Origin of the sequence: Pseudophaeobacter sp. (assembly GCF_048267565.1) — a bacterium.
GTDB classification, from domain to species: domain Bacteria; phylum Pseudomonadota; class Alphaproteobacteria; order Rhodobacterales; family Rhodobacteraceae; genus Pseudophaeobacter; species Pseudophaeobacter profundi.
This window is the reverse complement of the sequence record NZ_JBLWXG010000005.1, coordinates 221792-244274: the sequence shown is the minus strand read 5'-3', so window position 1 is coordinate 244274 and position 22483 is coordinate 221792. Positions and strand designations below refer to the sequence as shown.

17 protein-coding genes and 1 pseudogene are annotated in these 22483 nt (G+C 57.1%); 11 read left to right on the top strand and 7 right to left on the bottom strand.

Annotated elements, in window-relative coordinates:
- The first annotated feature begins 15 nt into the window (after positions 1-15).
- The 9 genes from ACN0VH_RS13800 (at position 16) to ACN0VH_RS13760 (ending at position 11084) form a co-directional block, all read left to right on the top strand.
- Positions 16-942, top strand: coding sequence for a LysR family transcriptional regulator (locus ACN0VH_RS13800; RefSeq protein ID WP_278923121.1), 927 nt, complete (start codon positions 16-18; stop codon positions 940-942).
- A gap of 101 nt (positions 943-1043) precedes the next feature.
- Complete coding sequence (locus ACN0VH_RS13795; RefSeq protein WP_417700894.1) at positions 1044-3113, top strand: oxidoreductase; 2070 nt, start codon at positions 1044-1046, stop codon at positions 3111-3113.
- A 32-nt stretch (positions 3114-3145) separates the two neighbouring features.
- A complete protein-coding gene (argE, locus tag ACN0VH_RS13790) occupies positions 3146-4306 on the top strand; it encodes an acetylornithine deacetylase (protein WP_417700893.1) in 1161 nt (386 codons plus the stop codon).
- Positions 4307-4459: 153 nt separating this feature from the next.
- Positions 4460-5551 carry an ABC transporter ATP-binding protein gene (locus ACN0VH_RS13785; RefSeq protein ID WP_278923118.1) on the top strand — a complete coding sequence of 364 codons (1092 nt, stop codon included), beginning with the start codon at positions 4460-4462 and terminating at the stop codon, positions 5549-5551.
- Positions 5551-6480: an ABC transporter permease gene (locus tag ACN0VH_RS13780; protein WP_417700892.1), complete on the top strand. Its 930-nt coding sequence runs from the start codon at positions 5551-5553 to the stop codon at positions 6478-6480. Before ACN0VH_RS13785 ends, ACN0VH_RS13780 begins: the two co-directional genes overlap by 1 nt.
- On the top strand, positions 6480-7289 hold the full coding sequence (locus ACN0VH_RS13775; RefSeq protein WP_278923116.1) for an ABC transporter permease: 810 nt from the start codon (positions 6480-6482) through the stop codon (positions 7287-7289). The genes ACN0VH_RS13780 and ACN0VH_RS13775 overlap by 1 nt, the downstream gene beginning before the upstream one ends.
- 19 nt (positions 7290-7308) lie before the next feature.
- A complete protein-coding gene (locus tag ACN0VH_RS13770; protein WP_278923115.1) occupies positions 7309-8346 on the top strand; it encodes an extracellular solute-binding protein in 1038 nt (345 codons plus the stop codon).
- Between the two features lie 623 nt (positions 8347-8969).
- On the top strand, positions 8970-9386 hold the full coding sequence (locus ACN0VH_RS13765; protein ID WP_278923114.1) for a universal stress protein: 417 nt from the start codon (positions 8970-8972) through the stop codon (positions 9384-9386).
- Positions 9387-9425: 39 nt separating this feature from the next.
- Positions 9426-11084 (top strand): BCCT family transporter, encoded by a 1659-nt coding sequence (locus ACN0VH_RS13760; protein WP_417700891.1) that lies wholly within the window; start codon positions 9426-9428, stop codon positions 11082-11084.
- Between the two features lie 388 nt (positions 11085-11472).
- On the opposite strand, the gene ACN0VH_RS13755 is transcribed toward ACN0VH_RS13760, so the two are convergent.
- The 5 genes and pseudogenes from ACN0VH_RS13755 to ACN0VH_RS13735 form a co-directional block, all read right to left on the bottom strand.
- Positions 11473-14805, bottom strand: coding sequence for an error-prone DNA polymerase (locus ACN0VH_RS13755; RefSeq protein ID WP_417700926.1), 3333 nt, complete (start codon positions 14803-14805; stop codon positions 11473-11475).
- A gap of 50 nt (positions 14806-14855) precedes the next feature.
- Positions 14856-16310 (bottom strand): Y-family DNA polymerase, encoded by a 1455-nt coding sequence (locus ACN0VH_RS13750; RefSeq protein ID WP_417700890.1) that lies wholly within the window; start codon positions 16308-16310, stop codon positions 14856-14858.
- On the bottom strand, positions 16225-16803 hold the full coding sequence (locus ACN0VH_RS13745; RefSeq protein WP_417700889.1) for an ImuA family protein: 579 nt from the start codon (positions 16801-16803) through the stop codon (positions 16225-16227). The genes ACN0VH_RS13750 and ACN0VH_RS13745 overlap by 86 nt, the downstream gene beginning before the upstream one ends.
- Positions 16804-16838: 35 nt before the next feature.
- A pseudogene (locus ACN0VH_RS13740) lies at positions 16839-17297 on the bottom strand (methyl-accepting chemotaxis protein); the annotation flags it as partial.
- Positions 17298-17397: 100 nt separating this feature from the next.
- A complete protein-coding gene (locus ACN0VH_RS13735) occupies positions 17398-17565 on the bottom strand; it encodes a CHASE3 domain-containing protein (RefSeq protein ID WP_417700925.1) in 168 nt (55 codons plus the stop codon).
- Positions 17566-18065: 500 nt separating this feature from the next.
- Here ACN0VH_RS13735 and ACN0VH_RS13730 point away from each other — a divergent pair, with 500 nt between their 5' ends.
- Positions 18066-19874, top strand: coding sequence for an amidohydrolase (locus ACN0VH_RS13730; protein ID WP_417700888.1), 1809 nt, complete (start codon positions 18066-18068; stop codon positions 19872-19874).
- A gap of 370 nt (positions 19875-20244) precedes the next feature.
- Here ACN0VH_RS13730 and ACN0VH_RS13725 read toward each other — a convergent pair whose 3' ends face one another.
- Positions 20245-20811 carry a carboxymuconolactone decarboxylase family protein gene (locus ACN0VH_RS13725; RefSeq protein WP_417700887.1) on the bottom strand — a complete coding sequence of 189 codons (567 nt, stop codon included), beginning with the start codon at positions 20809-20811 and terminating at the stop codon, positions 20245-20247.
- 99 nt (positions 20812-20910) lie between these two features.
- On the opposite strand from ACN0VH_RS13725, the gene ACN0VH_RS13720 reads away from it, so the two are divergent.
- The gene (locus ACN0VH_RS13720) at positions 20911-21483 is read left to right on the top strand and encodes a TetR/AcrR family transcriptional regulator (RefSeq protein ID WP_417700886.1); all 573 of its coding nucleotides are present in this window, start codon (positions 20911-20913) and stop codon (positions 21481-21483) included.
- 37 nt (positions 21484-21520) lie between these two features.
- On the opposite strand, the gene ACN0VH_RS13715 is transcribed toward ACN0VH_RS13720, so the two are convergent.
- Positions 21521-22459: a MurR/RpiR family transcriptional regulator gene (locus ACN0VH_RS13715; protein ID WP_278923107.1), complete on the bottom strand. Its 939-nt coding sequence runs from the start codon at positions 22457-22459 to the stop codon at positions 21521-21523.
- Positions 22460-22483 lie beyond the last annotated feature (24 nt).

The following is a 22483-nucleotide window of genomic DNA, read 5'->3' as shown; positions in this document are numbered from 1 at the left end:
AGAAGGATAGCTGACATGCCGCTGCGGTTCACACTGCGACAGCTTGAATATTTCGTCGCTGTTGGCGAACTGGGGTCAATTGCGCAGGCCGCTGAAAAGGTGAATGTGTCGTCGCCGTCGATTTCTGCAGCGATTACCCAGCTGGAGAAAGAATTCGGCCTGCCGCTGTTCGTGCGCCAACATGCGCAGGGCTTGTCGTTGACGCAGCCGGGGCGGCGCATGATGGAGCAGGCAACGCATATCTTGCAGGAATCCGACCTGCTTGTGGATTTGGCCGGCGACATTTCCGGAACCGTGCGTGGTCCGTTGAACATCGGGTGTCTGGTCACCTTTGCGCAGGTCGTTTTGCCATCCGTCAGGCGCAGTTTCGAGGTGGAGTTTTCAGAGGTTCGTGTCCGTCAGGTCGAGCTGAACCAAGCCGAGATTTTTAGCGCCTTGCGCCGCGCAGAGATTGATGTGGCGCTGACCTATGACCTTGATCTGCCTGCGGACTTGGTGTTCGAGGGGCTGCTTGAATTGCCACCCTATGTCGTGGTTGCACCGGAACATCCCTTGGCCAACAACAGCTCCGTTTCCCCGGTAGAGCTTGTTCAGCATCCTATGGTTCTTCTCGATCTGCCATTCAGTTCGGAATATTTTCTGTCGTTCTTTGCCGGCCTCGATATCAAGCCGCAGATTGCGGAACGTACCAAAGATATGGCGGTGATGCGCAGCCTTGTGGCGAATGGTTTTGGCTATTCCATTGCGAATATTCGCCCATTGAACGATCTGTCACCTGATGGAAAACCGCTGCGTTACATTCCTTTGCAACAGCCCGCGCGGCCCATGCGGATGGGTCTTTTGATGCCCACGAATGCGGAGCGTGCAAATGTCATCCGTGCCTTTGTTGCGCATTGCAAAAAAGAACGCGGTGCGAATAATTTCCCACATTTGACGGTTTAGGGGCAGCTTAGCCTTTTCCTAAGCTGCGATTTTGCAAGCACGTCTTTCGATGGCTGCCCGGTGCGTTATCTTGACCCCAACCAGCTTTTGAGGAGGCGAAATTGCGCGATCCACGCTATGACATTCTGTTCGAACCAATGGCCATTGGCCCTGTCACAGCCAAGAACCGTTTCTATCAGGTTCCCCATTGTAACGGGGGCGGATATCGCGACCCCTCGGCAGCAGCAGAGATGCGCGGCGTAAAGGCCGAAGGTGGTTGGGGCGTGATCTTTACCGAGCAGTGCGAGATGCACCATACCTCTGAAATCACACCGTTTATCGAGCTTCGCCTATGGGAAGACAAAGACATTCCGATGCTGCGAAAGATGTCAGAGCGGATGAAAACTCATGGTGGTTTGGCAGGCATTCAGCTGGCCTATTCCGGCATCAACGGCCCTAATCTATACTCCAAAGAGGTGCCTCTGGCCCCGTCGGCAATGCCGATCCGCACCTTTACCAATGATCCCGTTCAGGCGCGCGCGCTTGATAAGAGAGATATCAAGGATTTGCGCCGTTGGTTTGTAAATGCGGCAAAGCGGTCCAAGGATGCGGGGTTTGATCTGATTTGCCTTTACGGGGCGCATGGGTTCGGGATTTTCCAGCATTTCTTGAGCCGCGCAACCAATCAGCGCAGTGACGAATACGGCGGTAGCCTGGAAAACCGTGCGCGTTTTGTGAACGAAGTCATCGGCGATATCAAAGACGCTGTTGGCGACACGATGGGGATCACCCTGCGTGTCAGCCTTGATGAAACCATCGGAGATCTGGGTTTCTCGAACGCCGAAGTACGCGACTTTATCGAGATGAACAAAGACCTGCCTGATCTGTGGGACCTGGCCCATGGCACATGGGAGGATTGTTCTGGTCCGTCGCGGTTCAAAGAAGAGGGCGCGCAAGAGCAATTGGTGCGCGGCATTCACGAGCTGACCAACAAACCGATTGTGGGGGTGGGGCGTTTTACCAGCCCCGACGTCATGGCCAAGATGGTCAAGACCGGTACGCTTGATTTCATCGGCTGTGCGCGGCCTTCGATCGCAGATCCATTCCTGCCCAAAAAAGTCGAAGAAGGTCGCATCGAAGACATCCGCGAATGTATCGGCTGCAACATGTGCATCACGGGCGACATGACCATGTCGATCAGCCGTTGCACGCAAAACCCAACCTTCATGGAAGAGTGGCGTAAAGGTTGGCACCCCGAAAAGATGAACACCAAAGGCGACAGCAATAACGTGCTGGTCGTTGGGTCCGGCCCGGCTGGCCTTGAGGCTGCATGGGCGCTGTGTCGTCGTGGTTATGATGTTGCTGTGGCCGAGGCCAAGACGGAAATTGGCGGCCGCGTTGTGCGCGAAGCCAAGTTGCCGGGCCTGTCGGCATGGGGCCGTGTGGTGGATTATCGCCAGTATCAGCTGTCGCAGCGCGCGAATGTCGATATTTACCTTGAAAGCGAGCTGGACACCGACAGCATTCTGGAATTCGGATTTGAAAACGTCTGTATCGCGACGGGTGCCAAATGGCGCGCTGATGGTGTTGCACGCCAGCACGTCGTACCGATGCCCATCGCATCGGGTGCCAAAATCTATACGCCGGATGATCTGATGGACGGCACGATCCCCGAAGGCAAAGTCATCGTGTTTGATGATGACCACTATTACATGGGCGGTGTCCTGGCCGAGCTGTTGGCCAAGAACGGCGCGGATGTTACTTTGGTCACGCCCTCGGCCTATGTGTCGGATTGGACCAATAACACGCTTGAACAGATCGCCATTCATCCACGTCTGGTGGATGCTGGTGTGGAGATCGTGCTGAACCGCGGGATCACCGAAATTCACGCCGATCATGTGGTCAGCAACTGCGTTTACACAGATCGCACCCAGCGGTTTGAATGTGATGCGGTGGTGATGGTTGCGTCACGCAAAGAAGAAAACACCTTGTTTGATGGCCTCAAGGCGCGCGAAGCCGAATGGGCGGATGCCGGCATCAAATCGGTAAAGATCATTGGTGACGCAAACGCACCTGGACCCATTGCATGGGCAACCTACGCGGGCCACCGTTACGCACGCGAGCTGGATGGCGATGACATTGGTGATGCTTTGCCCTTCCGCCGAGAGATCACGGAGTTGGCACTGGATTGATCCGTTGAACCAGTAGAGGCAAAGGTCAGAGCATGACACAGACTTTGGACATTCTCGAGCGCTTGATCGGCTTTGATACGGTCAGCGCCAAGTCGAACCTTGCGTTGATTGACTATGTTCAATCCTTTTTGGCGGATCGTGGGTTTCAGGTGCATCGCGTGCCGGACGCCAGCGGGCAGAAGGCGGGGCTTTTTGCGGTGCTTGGTCCAGTCGGCAAGGGTGTGATGTTGTCGGCGCATTCTGATGTCGTTCCGGTCACGGGGCAGGATTGGACGCGCGATCCCTTTCGGCTGAGTATTGATGGCGCTCGCGCCTATGGGCGCGGAACCACGGATATGAAGGGCTACCTTGCCAGCATGTTGGCATTGGCTGACCGTGCCTCTAAAATTACCCTACGCGAGCCCCTCAAAATTGCGTTGTCCTATGACGAAGAGGTCGGTTGCGTCGGCATTCAGCATATGATTGGGAAATTGGAACGTACAATCGGCGCGCCTCGCGCTTGTTTTGTGGGCGAGCCGACCGAAATGCAGGTCGCTGTCGGCCACAAGGGTAAGGCGGCATTACGTGCCGTGTTCCTTGGGCAGGGAGGCCATTCGGCGCTGGCCCCCAAGTTTCTGAATGCCTTGCATATTGTCGGTGATTTCCTCGCTGAATTGCGCAAGGTTCAAGATACGCTGGCAATGGTCGGGGCGCGCGATGAAGCCTATGACATTCCTTATTCGACGGTTCATGTTGGCCAGCTTTCAGGTGGGACTGCGCTGAATATCGTGCCTGACCGTGCCGAGATGATCTTTGAGTACAGGCATTTGCCCGCTGATTTGCCGCAGGATATTCTTGAACGCATCCAAAGCGCCGCATCCAAGGCTCTGACGCCGTTCCTGCGGCAGTTTCCACATGCGGCCATCGAGATTGATCCTTACAACGCCTATCCTGGTCTGGACGTCCCATCCGATGCCGAAGTTGTCGTGACGGCGCAAGGCTTGGCACAAACCAATGGCACGACCAAAGTGGCTTTTGGCACCGAGGCCGGGTTCTTTGATGCATTGGGTATTCCAACGATTGTCTGCGGACCTGGATCGATGGAGGGGCAGGGGCACAAGCCTGATGAGTTTGTGACGCTGGACCAGCTCGCTCTGTGTGACGGGATGATGGACCGGCTACTTTCCCAGTTGACGGGCGCGTCAGACAGCTGAAACCGTTTTCAATCTGATGAAAATTTGGACATGCCCGCCTGAATTTATTGCCTGCCTTAGACTGAAGCTAAGCAACGCTAAGAGACACAGTTCTTAGAGAAGCTAACTCTCGTTCGTATGTTTTAGCTAATCAATCTCGATGGGGAAGTTGCCATGTCCGAAAGCAGGAAAACCGCGATAGATGTACGCGGCGCCGTAAAGCGGTACGGAGATTTCACAGCGCTGAAGACGATTTCGTTGTCCATCTACGACAACGAATTTTTCACGCTTTTGGGGCCTTCCGGCTGCGGCAAAACTACATTGCTGCGCATGATCGCCGGATTTGAGGACGTCACCGAAGGCGCGATATTCCTCTACGGCGACCCGATTGCGGACTTGCCGCCCAATAAACGCCCCGTGAACACAGTCTTCCAGAATTACGCGCTGTTTCCACAGATGACGATCCTGGACAACGTGGCTTTTGGTCTTGAAATGCGGGGGCAGCCAAAGTCGCAAGCGCGCAAAGCTGCCGGCGAGATGCTTGAGCTGGTTCAGCTTTCGCAATTCGCAGCGCGTAAGCCATCGCAATTGTCTGGTGGGCAACAGCAAAGGGTCGCCCTGGCGCGGGCCTTGGCGCCCAAGCCCAAAGTTCTGCTATTGGATGAGCCGCTTTCAGCGCTTGATCTGAAGTTGCGCAAAGCCATGCAGCTTGAACTGAAGCACCTTCAGCGTGAAACGGGCATTACCTTTATCTTCGTCACACATGACCAGGAAGAAGCGCTGACCATGTCTGACCGGATCGCCGTGATGTCTGCCGGTGAGTTGCAGCAATTGGGCGAAGCCCGCGATATCTATGAGCGGCCCCGCAATATGTTTGTCGCCGATTTCATCGGCGAGACAAACCTGCTTGAGGTGTCAGTAGATGCGATTAACGCGGGCCGTGCGACTTGCCACCTTGGGGGTGGTCACGAGCTAAGCTGCAACGCGGTGGAGGGTGTCAACGTAGGGGCCAAGGTTCATATGTCGGTCCGGCCAGAGCGCTTGTTCATGTCCGAGGGGCCGACGGATTCCGAAGGTCTGAAAGGCACCGTGCGCGAGAACATTTTTGTGGGGACGGACATCTCTACGCTGATCGATCTTGATGACGGTCCGAAATTCATCGTGCGAACCTCTAATTCCGACCGGGGCAACAAGCGCATTTTTGAGCCCGGAAATGAAGTTTACGTCAACATGGAGATGGAGGCAGCCCGCCTCCTGATTGACTGATGGCAGGCGGAGCAGCAAGCGGCGGCAGCGCAGCCACAGACACATACAAAGAGGCCCGAAACTGGCTGTTGCTGCCTTCTTGGGTCTACTTGGGTGCATTTGTCCTGGTGCCAGTCATCATGATGTTGATCTATTCGTTCCTGACCAAGGAATTCCGCGGCGGGGTGGTTTGGGAATTCAGCACGGCAGCCTATGATCAATTTTTCTTTGACCGTGGTCTGTTCGGCGACGAGCCGGCCAGAATTGAATGGACATACATCACAATTTTCTGGCGCTCAATCTGGCAGGCTGGGGCGGCGACTTTGCTGGCCTTGGCGATCGGATTTCCAACAGCCTATTTCATTGCGACACGGCCTGAACAAGCCCGACCCATGTGGGTTTTCCTGATCACGATCCCTTATTGGGTCAACCTGCTGATCCGCACCGTTTCCATGAAATTCATGCTGCGTGACACTGGTCCATTAAACGACTTTCTAATCGGGACCGGGCTGATCAATGATCCGATTTCCATAATCAATACCAACTTTGCGGTGCAACTGGGGCTGTTCTATTCTTACCTACCGTTCATGGTGCTGCCGATCTACGCGAGTGTAGAACGATACAATTTCAGCCTTAGTGAGGCAGCGGCAGACCTCTATGCCTCTAAATGGGTCACGTTGCGGCGCGTCTTGCTGCCCGCAGTCAAACCCGGTGTCATCGCGGGCTGCATCTTGGTGTTTGTCCCGTCGATGGGATCGTTTCTGGCGCCAGATCTGTTGGGCGGTGCCAAGAACTTTATGATTGGGTCGCTGATCGAAGAGCAATTCAAAGGCAACGCCGGGAACTGGCCGTTCGGGGCCGCCGCTTCGATGGTTCTGCTTTCGATGGTCTTGATCGTCCTGATGATATTTGCGCGCCAACAAGCCAAAGCCGAGAAGGAGGCAAGCTGATGCGCCGTTCAAACTATGACGTCAAAGGCTTGCCCGGTTTTTTCGGAATCACCATCCTGTGCCTTGTTATCCTATATGCGCCGCTGTTGGTGGTTACTGTTTACTCACTGAACGACAGCAACTCGATCACCAACTGGGAAGGTTTTAGTTTCCGCTGGTACGTGGATGTGTTCTCTGGGCCCGAAAGCCAAAAGTTCAAAATCGCGGCGTGGAATTCGTTTACCATCGCGATCATCGCAGCCACGGCTGCCACGACGATTTCAACACTTGCCGCTACCGCGATGGTCAGAGGTGGCAAGTTCAAACTGCGCACCGTTTCGTTCGGCCTGATCAGCCTGCCGCTGATGGTGCCTGAGATCGTGTTGGCGGTCGCCACGCTGATTTTCTTTAACTCAGTCGGCTTTACGCGCGGGTATATGACGATCCTGATCGCACATATCGCGTTTTGTATCCCTTTTGCCTACCTGCCGATTTCTGCGCGGATGCAGGGTATCGACGATAGTTATGAACAGGCCGCGCAAGACCTGTATGCCACCAAGCGGCAGGCCTTTACCCGTATCCTGTTGCCGATGATGCTTCCTGGTATCATCTCTGGCTACCTGCTCGCCTTTATCGTGTCATTGGATGACTTCATCATCACCAACTTCGTCAAAGGGGCAGGGGTTGAAACCCTCCCCACAGCAATCTTCGGTTCTGTAAAACAAGGCATCAAGCCGAATATTATGGCAATTTCGACGATGTTGCTTGGTTTCTCGGTCCTCCTTGTCACGATCTCGTACTTCGTAAGCAAAACAGACAACAAAAAATGACCAACAGATGGAGAGAACAATGAAAAACCTACTGAAATCCGGCGTCGCGGCCATGGCCCTTGTCACCATGGCATCTGCCGCTGCCGCAGATGGAAAAGTGGTCGTATATCACTGGTTCGAGTACATTCCGCAGGAGTTGGTCGACAAATTCACGGCCGACACAGGCATCGAAGTTGTCATGGACACTTATGATTCAAACGAGGCGATGCTGGCGTCGCTCAAGGCGGGCGGAGTGGGCACATATGATGTCGCGGTGCCGGGTGATTACATGGTCAAGATCATGGCGAGCGCCGGAATGCTGGACACAATCGCCGATGGCGAGCTGACAAACAAAGGCAATATTTCACCAACCTGGGCCGATCCCAGCTTTGACCCCGGTCGCCAGCATTCGATCCCCTACCAGTGGGGCTCTACCAGCTTTGCGGTGAACCGTGATGTTTTTGCAGGCGATATCAACACCACCGACATCCTGTTTAACCCGCCCGCCGAATTGCAGGGCAAGATCAACGTGCTCGACAGTCAGGGCGAGGTCATGGCGATGGCGGCGCTGCACATGGGCATCCCTCAATGCACGACGGACCGAGATCAGCTTAAGGCGCTGAATGCGATGCTGCTGAGCGCCAAGGAAAACTGGGTGTCGTTCAATTCCGACACAGCCAAAGAGGTTCTGGTGTCCGGCGATGCGGCGGCAGGTATGATCTATGACGGGTTCAGCGCAAAAGCGCGCGCAGAAGGTGCGAATGTCGAATACGCATTCCCGACACAGGGCTACATCGCGTGGATGGACAATGTCGTCTTGTTGAAAGACGCGCCAAATCGGGAAAACGCATTGAAGTTCATGGATTTCCTGCTGGTTCCTGAAAACGCCGCGCAGTTGACCAATTGGACCCAATATGCGTCAGGCGTTGAAGGCGTCGCCCCGCTTTTGGACGAAGCGTTGCGTACCTTGCCCGAAGCAAACCCGCAGGACGGCGCAGGCCAAGCTGTGTTCATAGAAGCTTGCGATGAAGAGGTTCAGGCAGTCTATGATACAATCTGGACCAATCTGAAAAAATAAGCGCGTGACGGCTTGGCGGCCAAGGTCGCCAAGCCGTTGTTAAGTTTACATGCAGCGCTTCGGAGAGTGAGAGTTCGATTTGGCTTTTCCTCTGCTCCTGCAGCGAATGGCCAAGCTGCGCCGTCGCGTCTGGCGATGTAATTCAAGTCAGGCTGGTGAGGTTTTATCCTATATATTTCGCGTGTTTGTCCGGTCTTCCTCTCGGCAGAGCTTGCCTTTTGCCCCGGTTGGCGAGCCTGGACTGCGCCATCGGGTCTCGCAGTCAAATTAGCCCCTCTCGTGGGAATGCAAGCCGCTTCGCTCTGGCGGGATCATGTTGAATTTCACGATGGGCGGAGATGGCTTTTCACCTCAGAAATCTGCACCCATTGGTGCCCGCCATTGCGGGGCATGGGGGCGGGCCCTTCGATACCGTCGTTGACCCCGCATCGTTCTTGATGCGCCATTTTCCGGGCAGGATCGAAATTTTTGAAGTCAAAACAAATGATTGCATTTTGCATCTATAAAATATTACGCTGATAGCAGGGGCTGAAAACTGATTGGTCCTGCAAATCAAGCGAGTTCGTGCGCTCATATCGAAGGTAGACTGCATCCGTGGGCCCACGCTCTCTCGGGAGGGAAAAATGTTCAAACGAATAATGGCACCGGTCGATTTGGCACATGTTGAAGGATTAAAGCCCGCGCTCGATTGCGCCGCCGATTTGGCAAAACACTACAGTGTGCCGGTTGTATATGTGGGCGTTACTTCGACTGCACCCAGCCAATTGGCACATAACCCTGAAGAGTTTGGTCAAAAGCTAAGTGCATTTGCCGCAGCAGAGGCGGCCAAGCACGGGATACAAACCTCGGCACATACCGCCATCGCGCATGACCCGACGATCGAGATTGACCAGGCGCTGATGCGCGCAATCGATGACACCGACGCAGATTTTGTTGTGATGGCAAGCCATGTGCCGAATGTGATGGACCATATTTGGCCGTCGAACGGCGGTAAACTGGCCGAGTATGCGAAATGCTCGGTGATGGTTGTGCGCGCTTAAGGCGTGAAATTAGATGGAAACCAATAAGGAGGCCGAAACATGGCCGAAAGCGAAGATGTCAACATAGGGATACCGGCGCCCGAGGGCGCGTCCGATATCATCGATACCGAATACGAGATCGGTCAGGACAATATTGAAACGCAGTTCGGGCCCTTCGGCCTTGATATTCACAACCCGGTCTTTCTGATTTCGGGCCTGTCGGTGGTGGCCTTCGTGGTCTATGCGCTGATGGCACCGGAGCAGGCGGCCGAATTTTTTGGCTGGTTACGGCCGGCCTTGACCTCGACTTTTGACGGCTTCTTTCTGATGTCGGCGAATATCTTCGTCCTCTTCTGCCTCGTTCTCATCGTGTCGCCCTATGGTTCCGTCCGGTTGGGGGGCGCCGATGCCACACCTGACTACGGTTATGCCGGTTGGTTCGCGATGCTATTTGCTGCTGGCATGGGGATCGGGCTGATGTTCTTTGGCGTTCTGGAACCCGCCTATTACTTTGGCACCCCATGGGGGGACGAACCTTTGGGTGCGGTGCGCCCGTTCACCGAGGGGGGCGCGCTCATCCCGGAAAACGTGGAGGCCGCGAAGCGCATGGCGCTTGCCGCTACCTCATATCATTGGGCACTGCATCCCTGGGCGATCTATGCGGTTGTGGCCCTCTCGCTGGCGCTGTTCAGCTATAACAAAGGTCTGCCGCTTTCCATCCGTTCGGCTTTCTATCCGATCCTGGGCGAACGTGTCTGGGGCTGGTGGGGGCACGTAGTTGATATCGTTGCGGTGTTCGCCACGCTCTTTGGTCTGGCGACATCGCTTGGTCTGGGGGCGCAACAGGCCAATGCCGGGCTGGAGTTTGTCTACGGCATTCCAACGAACGTGACGGTTCAAGTCATCCTGATCATCGGCATCACCATGCTGGCGCTGATATCGGTGGTGCGGGGGCTTGATGGGGGCGTCAAGGTCCTGTCCGAGATCAACATGGTGGTGGCGATTGCGCTGCTCCTCTTTGTGCTGCTCACCGCAGGGGCCGCTGGCATCTTTGCCGATTTCGGCAATACGCTTGTGGCCTACGCGCAGGAGATCGTGCCGCTGTCCAACCCCTTTGGTCGTGCGGATGATGGCTACCGTGAAGGCTGGACCGCGTTTTACTGGGCGTGGTGGATCAGCTGGTCACCTTTTGTCGGTATGTTCATTGCACGCGTGTCGCGTGGGCGCACTGTGCGGGAATTCCTGATCTGTGTGCTGATCATCCCATCTTTGGTCTGCATCTTCTGGATGGCTGTCTTTGGCGGTACTGCAATCAACGACATGATCGCGAATGTCGACGTCAGTGCGGTAAAGGCCAATGTGATTGATGCCTACAAACCGGAATTGTCGCTGTTTGCGATGCTGGCAAGCCTGCCGCTGGCCTCGATCACATCGACCATTGGTATTGTGCTGGTGATTGTGTTCTTCGTCACATCATCCGACTCTGGCAGCCTTGTGATCGATACCATCACAGCCGGTGGCAAGGTCGATGCACCCGTGCCGCAGCGGGTGTTCTGGTGCACCTTTGAAGGCCTGGTGGCCATTGTGCTCCTTCTCGGTGGTGGTCTTGCGTCGTTGCAGGCGATGGTGATCTCAACGGGCTTGCCCTTCACCATCGTGCTTTTGGTGATGTGTTGGTGCATCTTCAAGGGCCTCATGCAAGAGCATAAGCATGTCTAAAACTTAGCAGGGAACGGGCGCGGTGACGCGCCCGTTCTGACATGCAGGCCGGTTCCCACATGCAGGGCTGTCTGCCGTCAGCGTCACTGGGACAGTTTAGGATGATTTGATCAGGGAAGGTTTCTGGTACATCGTACCCACCAATGAGTGGAGATGAGACCGAAACGCGCTGGAAGTCCTGGGGCAAAGCCGTAGGAATACCCGTGCTGCCTGTCACGCGTTTTCTGTCCGCCCATGGCAAGATTTCACCATCCTCCCTTCAAAGCATCCAAACGCCACGCCCGGGCTGACGCGTTGAGTATGTGAAGCGATTATGCCGCCGGACTGGCCGCATAACGGCCGCATTCTTCTTGACCCGGCCCTGGATGGACAACATGACAAAGCCCCCTCAATGGAAATCCCGGCTCGGGAACAAGCGTTTGGCCTGTTCGCGTGGGTGACGGGCGGCGGGGGACGGGCGCGTTCTGGGGGCGTCGTCGGCCTGGGGCTGGGTGATGCCCACGGCGTCGTCGCGCGGGTGGCCGAGATCGGAGAGCCTGTGGGACAGGTCCTCTATGTGATCGGCGATGAGGTGCACAACGATGCCTTCACGCTCTAGCCGTCCGGTTACACGCAACAGCCGTCCTCCCATAACGGTGTGCCGAAAGCGTTTATAGACCTTGGGCCAGACCACCACGTTGGAGACGCCGGTTTCATCCTCAAGCGTTAGAAAAATCACGCCAGACGCCGTGCCGGGGCGTTGGCGGGTAATGACGAGACCACAGACGCTGGTGCGTTTCAGCGGCGCGTTGGGCAAACGGTCATGCGGCGTCAGATCGGGGATCGTTGGGCGCAGCAGCTCCATCGGGTGGGCACGTAACGTGAGACGCAGAGAGATGTAATCTTCCACGACTTCTTCGCCCAGATGCATATTGGGCAGATGCACCTTTGGCTCATGAATACCCTCGCCATCCAGCGGATCAGCAAAGAGCGGCAGCGGGGCAGGGGCACGGATTGCCCGCACCTGCCACAGCGCATCGCGGCGCGTCAGTCCCATACCGATAAAGGCATCCGCCTCTGCCAGCCGTTCCAACACGGCGGGTGCGACTCCAGCACGCAGCCAGACGCTCTGGGGATCCTGATAGCCATTGCCCCGCGCCGCCCTGATCCAGCCTGCATCCTCCTCGCGAAAGCCTTTGATCTGGCGCAAGCCAAGACGCAGTGCCAGCGCTCCATCGGCGCGACGTTCCAGGATGTTGTCCCATTCGGAGTGATTGACGCAGACAGGCCGCACCTCAACACCGTGGTCACGCAGGTCACGTACGATCTGGGCAGGAGCGTAAAAGCCCATGGGTTGGGAATTCAGCAGCGCGCAGGCAAACACCGCCGGATGATGGCATTTGAGCCAGGATGAGACATAGGTCAGCATGGCAAAGGCGGCGGCGTGACTTTCGGGAAACCCGTAATCGGCGAAGCCTTCGATCTGGGCGAAACAGGCCTCTGCCACGTCTTGCGGATAGCCGTTTTTCAACATGCCCTGCACAAAGCGGTCGCGATGTTCGCCGATGGTGCCCATGCGCCGGAACGAGGCCAGCGAGCGGCGCAATTTATCGGCCTCTTCCGCCGTGTAGCCCGCGCCGACAACCGCGATTTGCATGGCTTGTTCTTGGAACAGCGGCACGCCGAGTGTCTTGTGCGTTACCTGTTTGAGGGCCGGGCCAAAGGGTTCGGGGGCTTCCAACCCTTGCCGCCTGCGGATGTAGGGTTTGACCATGCCGCCTTGGATCGGGCCGGGGCGGACGATAGCGACTTCAATCACCAAATCATAGAAACACGCGGGTTTCATCCGGGGCAGGAAGTTCATCTGCGCCCGGCTTTCGACCTGAAACACCCCGACGGCATCGGCGCGTTCCAGCATCTTGTAGGTGGCCGGATCTTCCTGTGGCACCGTGTCGAGGGTAATCTGGGTCTTCTCGTGGGCATCCAAAAGATCAAAGCATTTGCGTAGGCAAGTCAGCATTCCGAGCGAAAGAATATCGACCTTCAGGATGCCGAGGGCGTCAATGTCATCTTTGTCCCACTCGATCACGGTGCGGTTTTGCATCGCGGCATTTTCAATGGGGCAGAGCGCATCAAGCCGCCCGCGCGTGATGATAAACCCGCCGACATGCTGGCTCAGATACCGCGGGAAGCCGATGGTCTCGCCTATGAGTTTGAGCGTCTGCGCCAAACGCAGATCCGTCGGGTCAAGGCCAAGCGCCCTGACCCGATCCATATCGACCCCTGCGTTGGACATCCCCCAGATATCGCCCGAAAGCCGCGCCGTTAAGTCCTGGGACAGGCCCATGACCTTGCCCACCTCGCGGATCGCGGCGCGGGTCCGGAAATGGATCACCGTGGCGCAAAGGCCTGCACGATGACGGCCGTATTTCTCATAGATCCACTGGATAACCTCTTCGCGGCGTTCATGTTCGAAATCCACGTCGATATCGGGCGGTTCGCCGCGATGGCGAGAGATGAAACGCTCAAACACCATACCGATCATATCGGGGCTGACATCGGTGATCCCCAGCAGGTAACAGAGGATGGAATTGGCTGCCGAGCCGCGCCCCTGACACAGGATGCCACGGCTGCGCGCTTCCTGAACGATATCATGAACCGTCAGGAAATAGGGTGCATAGTGCAGTTCCTCAATCAGCGACAATTCCTTTTGCATCAACCGATGCACCCGGGCGGAGGCACCATCCGGGTAGCGCCGCTTCACCCCCTCCTGGGCCAAGCGTTCAAGGCGGGCCTGCGGCACCTCACCTTCGGACATCTCGTCAGGGTATTCATAGCTGAGTTCGGACAAATCAAACCCGCAGCGCGCCGCGATTTCCAGTGTGCGTTTGAGCGCGGCCGGATGTCGGTGATAGAGCCGCGCCATGTCGGTTGCCCCTTTGAGGCGACGCTCGGCATTGGGCAGTGCCTTGGTGCCGATCTGGTCAATGGTCACGCTTTCGCGCAGACAGGTGAGCACATCAGCGAGCTGCCGGCGTTTGCCATGATGCATAAGCGCATCCCCCACCGCCACCATCGGTGTCGAGCAACGCTGCGCCATGGAGGCACAGGCATCGAACCATGCCTGATCAGAGCCATCGTACCGTGGTGGTGCACCGAGAAAGACCGCGCCGGGAAATCGACGTGCAAGCCGTTGTACAGGGGCCTGCGCGAGGGCAATATCAGACGGCGGCAGCGCAATGAGGATCACCCCCTGACACCCCGCCTCCAGGTCCTGCAGATCAAGGTGACACTCCGCCTTCTCCGCCCGCCGCTTGCCACAGGTCAAAAGCCGTGACAGCCGGTGATAGGCCGCGCGGTCTGTCGGCAAGGCCAGCCATTCTACCGGGCAGTCGCGCAGCACGAGACGGCTGCCGACGATCAATTTTGGAAGATGGGGCGGTAGCGTTTCGGCATTGTGCAAGTGCTTTGGCTGCCCGATTTCATGACGCGAGGAGGCATCGACCTGATGCGACGAGCGCACAGGCAGAGCTTGGGTTGGTTCCTCGCGCAGGGTCTTGAGCGCCGAATAGGCCCGCACAACGCCAGCGAGCGTGTTGCAGTCGGTAATCGCGATGGCTGCCAGCCCCAGTTCTGCCGCCCGAAGCATCAGTTCCTCTGGATGCGAGGCACCGGTGAGAAAGGTGAAATTCGTCGTCACGCACAGTTCCGCGTAACCCGCGCTGTCACGGTGCCGGAGCATCCTTTCGCAGCCGACGGCCTCGATTTGCCTCTGGTCGCGGACCTCTTTGATCATGCGAATTCCCCCTGTACGAACCAGCCGGGATTTTGCGGGGTATAGAACAGCCAGAGCCGCCGCCCCTCGCGCGTGTCCACCTTCCAATAATCGCGCAGCCCGCTGCGCCAGTTGTCGTCGGGCAGCCACCATTCCGGTGCGATTCGTTCGGGACCAATGGTGCGCCCCACCGTCAGGCGCATCCGCCGCCAGCGGAACTGCGCGGGGGGCTGTGATCCGGTGACCGATATTGCCTCCGGTGGGAATAGGCGTAATGGGCGGGGGCGGGGCGCGTACCACCCGCTCTCAGGTCTGCTGTAGGCTGCGGGCGCAATGGAAAAGGCGTGCTCGGGGATATGGCTGTCGGCGGGGAGGAACCGCTGGACATTTTCCAACCCGATGCGCGTGCCGATGCGCGTGATCAGATCGTTGAGTTGATCGGGAGAGGTCTGGCGGCTGCCAATCTGTTGCACGGGGAGAGGTTCGACCAGCGTTGCCTCAAACCGGATCTGGTCGATGCCAAACCCCGCATCAATCGCGCCCACGCCCCGTTCGAACAGCGGCAAGATGCGATGTGGGTCGCGCATGGGCGCGGCCAGGCGCAGCTCGACCTGTTGGCATCCCTGATCAACCCGGCGCAGGGTGAGGCACAGGCTGCGCGCCCCCATTTCCTGTGCTTTGAGCTTGTCGCATAGCGGCGTGAGCAGCCGTGCGGTGATCCCCATCACGTCCTCGGTCAGTCCAATCGGTTCAGGCAGGCTCATCCGTATCGCGTAATGTGGTGGCTCGCTTTCCGGGGTGGTTGGTTCGGACACATGCCCCATGGCCTGATCAAGCCGCAGCATCAGGTCGGGGCCAAAGCGGCGAGCCAGTGGTGCGCGGGCGGCAGCGGTGAGATCGCCAATGCGGCGCAGCCCTAACCGTTGCAGCGCTGTGACCATCTGATCCCCAAGCCGCAACGCGGCAACGGGCAACTCTGTCAGCGTAGTGTTCTCATCGCCGAAATGCGCACGGGCCCATGCCGCGCCACGGGTCTCGCCCAGCCCAAGTCGCAGTTCCAATCCGGCACGCGTGGCTCGCGCCCGCATATCAGCCAGCATCTCGCTCTCACCGCCCCAAAGATGCGCCGCGCCAGAAACATCAAGCACCAACCCATCCGCCCCCTCATAGCCCACCCAAGGGCAATAGCGCGTCGCCCAACGGCGCAGGGCAGCAAGGAATGGCCTATCAAGGTCGGGACGGGCCGGTTGACTGATGAGGTCGGGGCAAAAGGCGCGCGCATCGGCAAAGCTCATACTGCGGCTCAGGCCCACCCGCTCTGCCGCTTGATTGAGGCAATAAATCCGCTCGGCATTGTCGGCCTTCAGCGTCAGCGCAAAAGGCCCATTAACCGGACGTGCCCGCAGAACCCGGTCGCTCGCCAACCGGGGAAACCACATCGAGACGACTCTCTTTCTGATCCCATCGAACATGCCAAGCTCCAAGTGTTCCTGATTTATTCTTGATAATTTCCCAATGCGTCAGAGTCGAGTCTTCCCGCGTGAGATCGAAAACCGGGGTGGCGCGCCAGCGGGTTTCCGCAGCATTCGAGCCCATGCCGTCAGGGATAATGCACAGCCCCGTCGTTCCGCCCGCCTTTGCTGCGAGTTGCAGCCGCCGCCCTTCGCGCAGATCAAGCGGGCGGGTCACTTCGAGGACAACATGGGGCAGCGCGCCGTCTTTGAGCGCCTCCTCGGCCACGGCAAGGGCATCGGTTTGATCCCTGGGGCGCGCCTGCAAAAGCTGCATCGGATCAAAGAGTGGCAACAGCCCCTGTGGCGTCAGGGTGTCGGAAAGCCACGCCTCCCGGATCCAAAGCACTGGCCCCGGCGCGGCCATCACGGCAAACCCCATGGCACCGGCCCCGCAGACCTCATGGACGCGGGCAGGGCGTAGGGGGAAGACGCTGTGGAACTCGACTCGCATGAGTAAGAACATAAGCGGAACAAAAGGGCGTATCAATCACCATGGCCATGGCTGGTTGGCTGCGATGTCTGGGCCGTCTGCATCGGGGTAATCTTCCCATTATCCGAAATCTTGAAGTGGGCGGCCCGCTCGGCAAGTTTGGAGGCATCGCTCTTCAGCATGTGGATCGCGGCAGTGGCCTCTTCAACCATGGCTGCGTTCTGCTGTGTTACCTTATCGAGCTGGACGACTCCGGTGTTGATTTCCCTCAGAGCGGTGGATTGCTCAACCGCACCTTCTGCGATGCCGGTGACCAGCTTGGAGATGTGGTTGACTCGATCAATGATATTGGTCAGCGCTTCGCCTGACTTGCCGACAAGGTTCACACCACGTGTCACTTGCTTGCTGCTGTCGGTGATCACGCTGATGATCTGTGCGATCTGGGAGGAGGATTGCTCGATCTCGGTTATTGCAGCGACAACGCTCTGCACAATCTTGCCCCTGTTCTCAGCCTCGGCGACTTCATTGTGCCATTGCTTCAGGACGGTTTCAGCTTCGGTCAGTCGCTGAACCTGGGCCGGGTTGTCATGACCGTTTCACCCAGCTCCTCAAAGGCTACGTAGGCGTTTTCCTGACCCGCGTATAAGGTTCCAAGAGCGGCGCTTCACCGGCCAGAAAATAGCCTCTCATGCGGGGTTTCATGTCAAAAGCGGATGCGACAATGGAGCCGACCGCTTCAAGAATATTATACGTGTGGACGACCCAGTCGGAGGTGACCGACATCTTTGTTAGATTCGTCTTCGCAACGATGCCAATTCCGACCGTTAACAATAGCGGTGCTGAGGAGGCAGGTAATCCATTGGTTTTATAACTTAAATTCTCTTGGCCATGTGCCCCGATTTGTATCGCACCTGACTGCAAAGCTCATAACCATTAGCACCAGGGGCTGAGAAGCGCAGTGAGCGAAATTTGCAAAGCCTAGCATTCTTCGCGAAGCTGACATGCAGTTCGGGCATCTAGGCGGTTGCCTGAGTGCCCATACCAGACGAGCTTCGAGGCCGCTTCAGTTTGCAATCGCGCATGTTGCAGATGCAGTCTCCGGCTAGGTCCAAGCGGGGCACCAAAGAGTAGATATCTGCCTTTTCCAAGCGTCGAGGAGACTGCTCATGGTGAGACATCGAGCTGAACTCTCCTAAAACGTGTGAAACGGCTTGATCCGTATCCGCGCCATAGTACGCTCTCTTTGACTGCGTCATTCAAGTTCAGAATAGAGGGATCAAACGATGACACGAAGATCAACGCAGATACTGCTGGCTTTAGGCGCGAGCCTGATCATGAGCGCTGCCAGTGCACAGGAGGTCGCCGATACGATCTACACAGGCGGCCCGGTTCTTACGATCAACGACGACCAGCCCGCTGCAGAAGCGGTCGCGGTCAAGGATGGTCGTATCATTGCCGTCGGTGATCTCGCTGAAGTCATGACGCGACAGGGTGACGGAACCGAAATCTTCGATCTCGACGGGCGCACAATGTTGCCGGGTTTTATTGATAGTCATGGGCATGTTGTGTTTGGTGGTTTGCAAGCCCTTTCCGCGAACCTGCTGGCACCACCAGATGGCGCGGTGAAGGACATTGCAAGCCTTCAGGCGACACTGCGCGAATGGGTTGAGAAAAACGCTGAAGCTGTCGAGCAAGCCGGTGTGATTATCGGGTTTGGGTATGACAATGCGCAACTTGCTGAACTGCGCCATCCGACTCGAGAAAACCTTGACGCCGTGTCTGAAGAGTTACCTATTATGATCGTTCATCAATCCGGGCATCTAGGCGTAGCAAACTCAAAGGCACTTGAAATTATTGGTTTTGACGCGTCAACCGAGGACCCCGCCGGTGGGGTTATCCGACGCGGCGCGGATGGTGAACCGAATGGCGTACTAGAAGAATATGCGTTCTTTTCTGCTCTTGTTCCAGTTTTAAGTCAACTTGGTCCGGATGCCTTTCTGGCTTTTGCTCAAGCCGGTTCTGAACTTTGGGCGAGCTTTGGATATACGACAGGTCAGGATGGCCGGTCATCTGCATCTGCTGTCGAAGCGCTTAAGGCGGTCGCCGCTGCAGGTAAAATCCCGATCGATGTGGTCGCCTATCCTGATGTTTTGGAAGCCAGGGATTATATTGGCGAACACACCTCGCTGGAATACGCAGACGGTATTCGCGTCGGCGGATGCAAACTAACGATCGATGGTTCACCTCAGGGCTTCACAGCGTTGCGCGACCGCCCGTACTATGATCCGGTTGGCGCCTATCCCCCTGGCTACGCGGGTTATTCCGCCGTCACGATGGAGCAGGTTCAGGACGCCGTGAACTGGTGCTATGAAAAAGGTTTCCAGATCCTGACCCACGCCAATGGCGAAGGCGCATCCGATATGCTGATTGCTGCGATTGATGCCGCGCAGGCAGAATATGGCGATCCAGGAAACCGCCCTGTTTTGATCCATGGGCAGTTCATGCGTGAAGATCAGGTCGATGCCTACAAAAGGCTTGGTGTGTTTCCCTCGGTATTCCCGATGCATACATTCTATTGGGGCGATTGGCATCGAGACCATACCGTCGGGCCAATCAACGCTGAGAATATTTCGCCTACAGGCTGGCTACTTGAACGGGGCATGATCTTCGGGTCACATCACGACGCCCCTGTCGCCTTTCCCGATAGCATGAGAATACTTGATGCAACAGTCACGCGCCGGACACGCTCGGGCGATATTCTTGGTCCGCATCAGCGCGTTGACGTGATGACGGCGCTAAAGGCGCTGACGATCTGGCCTGCTTGGCAACACTTCGAAGAAGATAACAAAGGTTCAATTGAGGTAGGTAAGCTTGCTGATTTTGTCCTTCTCTCAGACGACCCTACCGCGATTGATCCAGAAACCCTGGATCAGCTCCGTGTTCAGGTAACGATCAAGGAGGACGAGGTGATCTATGAAGCGCAGGATGGCGAACAGGAGAGCCACCTAAGGGAGTCACCATTCATGAGTGATCCAGGGTCGGGACATCGCTTCCTCCATGCAATGTATCATGCCACAGGCGTTGAGAAGTAGATTGTAAGCTGTCTACTCAACGATGTGTCTTGAATAAGCCGCTAGAGCGTGCTGTCGTCGGATAATTAAGGACGACAGCACGCTCCGCGTGGCCCCCGCAGTTCCGCTAAGATCTGGCATTTCCTACAATGTTCGTCATGATCGTTTCACGCAATATGCATTGGGTGCTTAGGTCTGCGGTTTTTCTGCACCGGATTTTGGAACCCGCCTTCCAAGCGAAACTTCGGCGGGAAACGGTGAAATACAGCGCTGCTGAGAATGGCCGTTTCGTCCGTACCCTGCCAATGCGCAGTGTGGTGCCATCGGGACCGGCCTTGTTGCAATGTGCAAGGGTCGCGCCGCAATCTTCTGCAGCGCGACCGTTTCAATCTTACACCTTCAGCGGGGTCTCGCTGCGCTGCCAGGTCAGGGGCTGGAAGACTTCGTCGACCGGGGTTTCGGCGACGTGGTTGATGTAGTTTGACATGGTTTTCTGCGCCAGGCCAAGGATCACGTCGAGAACGGCGCGGTGGTCAAAGCCTGCATCAAAGAAGGTTTTCATCTGCTCCTGCGAGACATTTCCGCGCGCACGCACCATCTGCACGGTGAAGGTCCGCAGCGCTTCGAGCTTGGCGGTCGGCAGCGGCGTTTCATTGCGCAGGGCGTTCGAAATCTCGTCCGAGACCTTCATCATCTTGGCGATTCCGGTATGGGCCGGGACGCAATAATGGCAGGCATGCTCGACATTGATCGACTGCCAGACAACGGTCAGCTCTTCGGCGTCGAAGTTGGTTTCGGTGAACAATTTGTGCAGCAGTTGATAGCCTTCATAGGCCTGTGGGCTTTCCGCCAGAACCTTGTGCAGGCCGGGCAGGCGGCCAAAGGTTTTCAGCGAGGTTTCAAGCAGTGGCTTGGAGGCTTCGGGGGCGGAGTCGAGATCGTGTGAAGGGAAGGTCATGATACAGCCTTTGTAAAATTGTCATGGAGCTACATTTAGGCTTTCTTGAGTGATCACTCAAGTATATATTTGAGCAACTACTCAACAATTGGTGATCCTATGCCACGCAAACCGACCTATGACCGCGAAGACCTGATCAAGCGCGCCCGCGACCTGTTCTGGCGCCGTGGCTGGGCAGGGACATCGCTGAAAGACCTGGAGGCAGCCTTGCAGATGAAGCCGGGCAGCTTTTACGCGGCTTTTGGGTCGAAGGATGCGCTGTTTGAACTGGCAATGGACAGATACGCGCAGGACGGGGCTGAAAGGCTGCGTGTATTGGCGCAGGAACACGGCCCGCTCCAGGCGCTTCAGCAGTTTCCCGATGTCGCGATTGCCAATAAGGACGCCCCTGCCAAGGCCTGTATGTTGTCCAAGACGCTGCTTGAACTGCAGGCGCATAATCATCCCTTGGCAAGCAAGGCCAATCAGCATCTCTTGCGAATGGAGCAGTATTTTGCAGAGCTGTTTCAGCAGGCGCAGGCGGTGGGTGACATCGACAGCCGACATGACCCAAAGGTACTGGCGCGCCGGTATCAATCAGATCTGTTAGGGCTGCGGGTCTCGGCAGAACGGGAGGGCATTGATGCGAAGGCAATCGCAGAAGAGATCTCTGACAGTCTGACCCGCCTATGACGGCGCTGTCAGCGGCACCTGGAGTGGCGGCAGGGGCCTAGTCGCCCAGCGGTTGCGGGTCCGTGCGCCCGTGATAGGCGGTAAGAGAGGAACGGATGCGGCGCAGGTTTTCGCGCGTCTGGTCAGAATTCTGGTGCGCGACCGACAGGGCAAGCGCGTCGAGGATGGCAAGATATGCAAAGCGGGAAGCGGTTGGTTTGAAGATGTCGGTATCTTCTGCCAGGTTGATGCTGATCGAAAGTTCGCACACCTCTGTCAGCCGGGACCCGGTGCGGGTGATGCCAATGGTCTTTGCACCATAGCTGCGCGCCACCCGGGCGGCGCCAACCAGGGCATCCACCTCGCCGCTGGAGGAAAACATCAGCATGACATCGCCTTGGCGCAGCGTCGCGGCATGCATCTGCAGCGCGTAGCTGTCATTGACCGCGACACTGGGGATACCAAGGCGGAAAAACCGGTTGGCGGCTTCGGCAGCAAGCATGGAAGAGCCACCACCAATGCCAGCAGCAACCAGTTGATGGCATTTGGCCAATTGGTCGCTTGCCCTGGCAATATCCGCCGGGTCTACCTGGCTCTGCATGGTGGACATGGTGGCAAAGAGCGCGCCGAGAACCCGGTCCAGTGGCGCGTCGGAAGGGCCTGCCTCGCCAAGAACCATGTTAGGCTGCAAATATTGGTGGCTGACGGCCAGGTTCTGCGCCAGGCGCAGCTTGAACTCACGAAACCCTTCGCAACCCAGAGTACGACAGAACCGGATCACCGTCGGGGTGCTGACATCTGCCCCCTCGGCGACCTTGGCGATTGTCATTTCAGAAACGGTTTCAAGGTGGGCCTTGACGAAATCTGCAACCTTCTGTTCGCGGGCGGCAAAGCTGCCATCATGCATCCGGAGTTCCGAAATCACATCGGCTACCGCGGCGCGCCCGCGGACCGGAAGTTCAGCTATGGGCGCAGGATCGGGTGTCTTGTTTGACATGGCTAGGAACGGCTTTCAGATGTG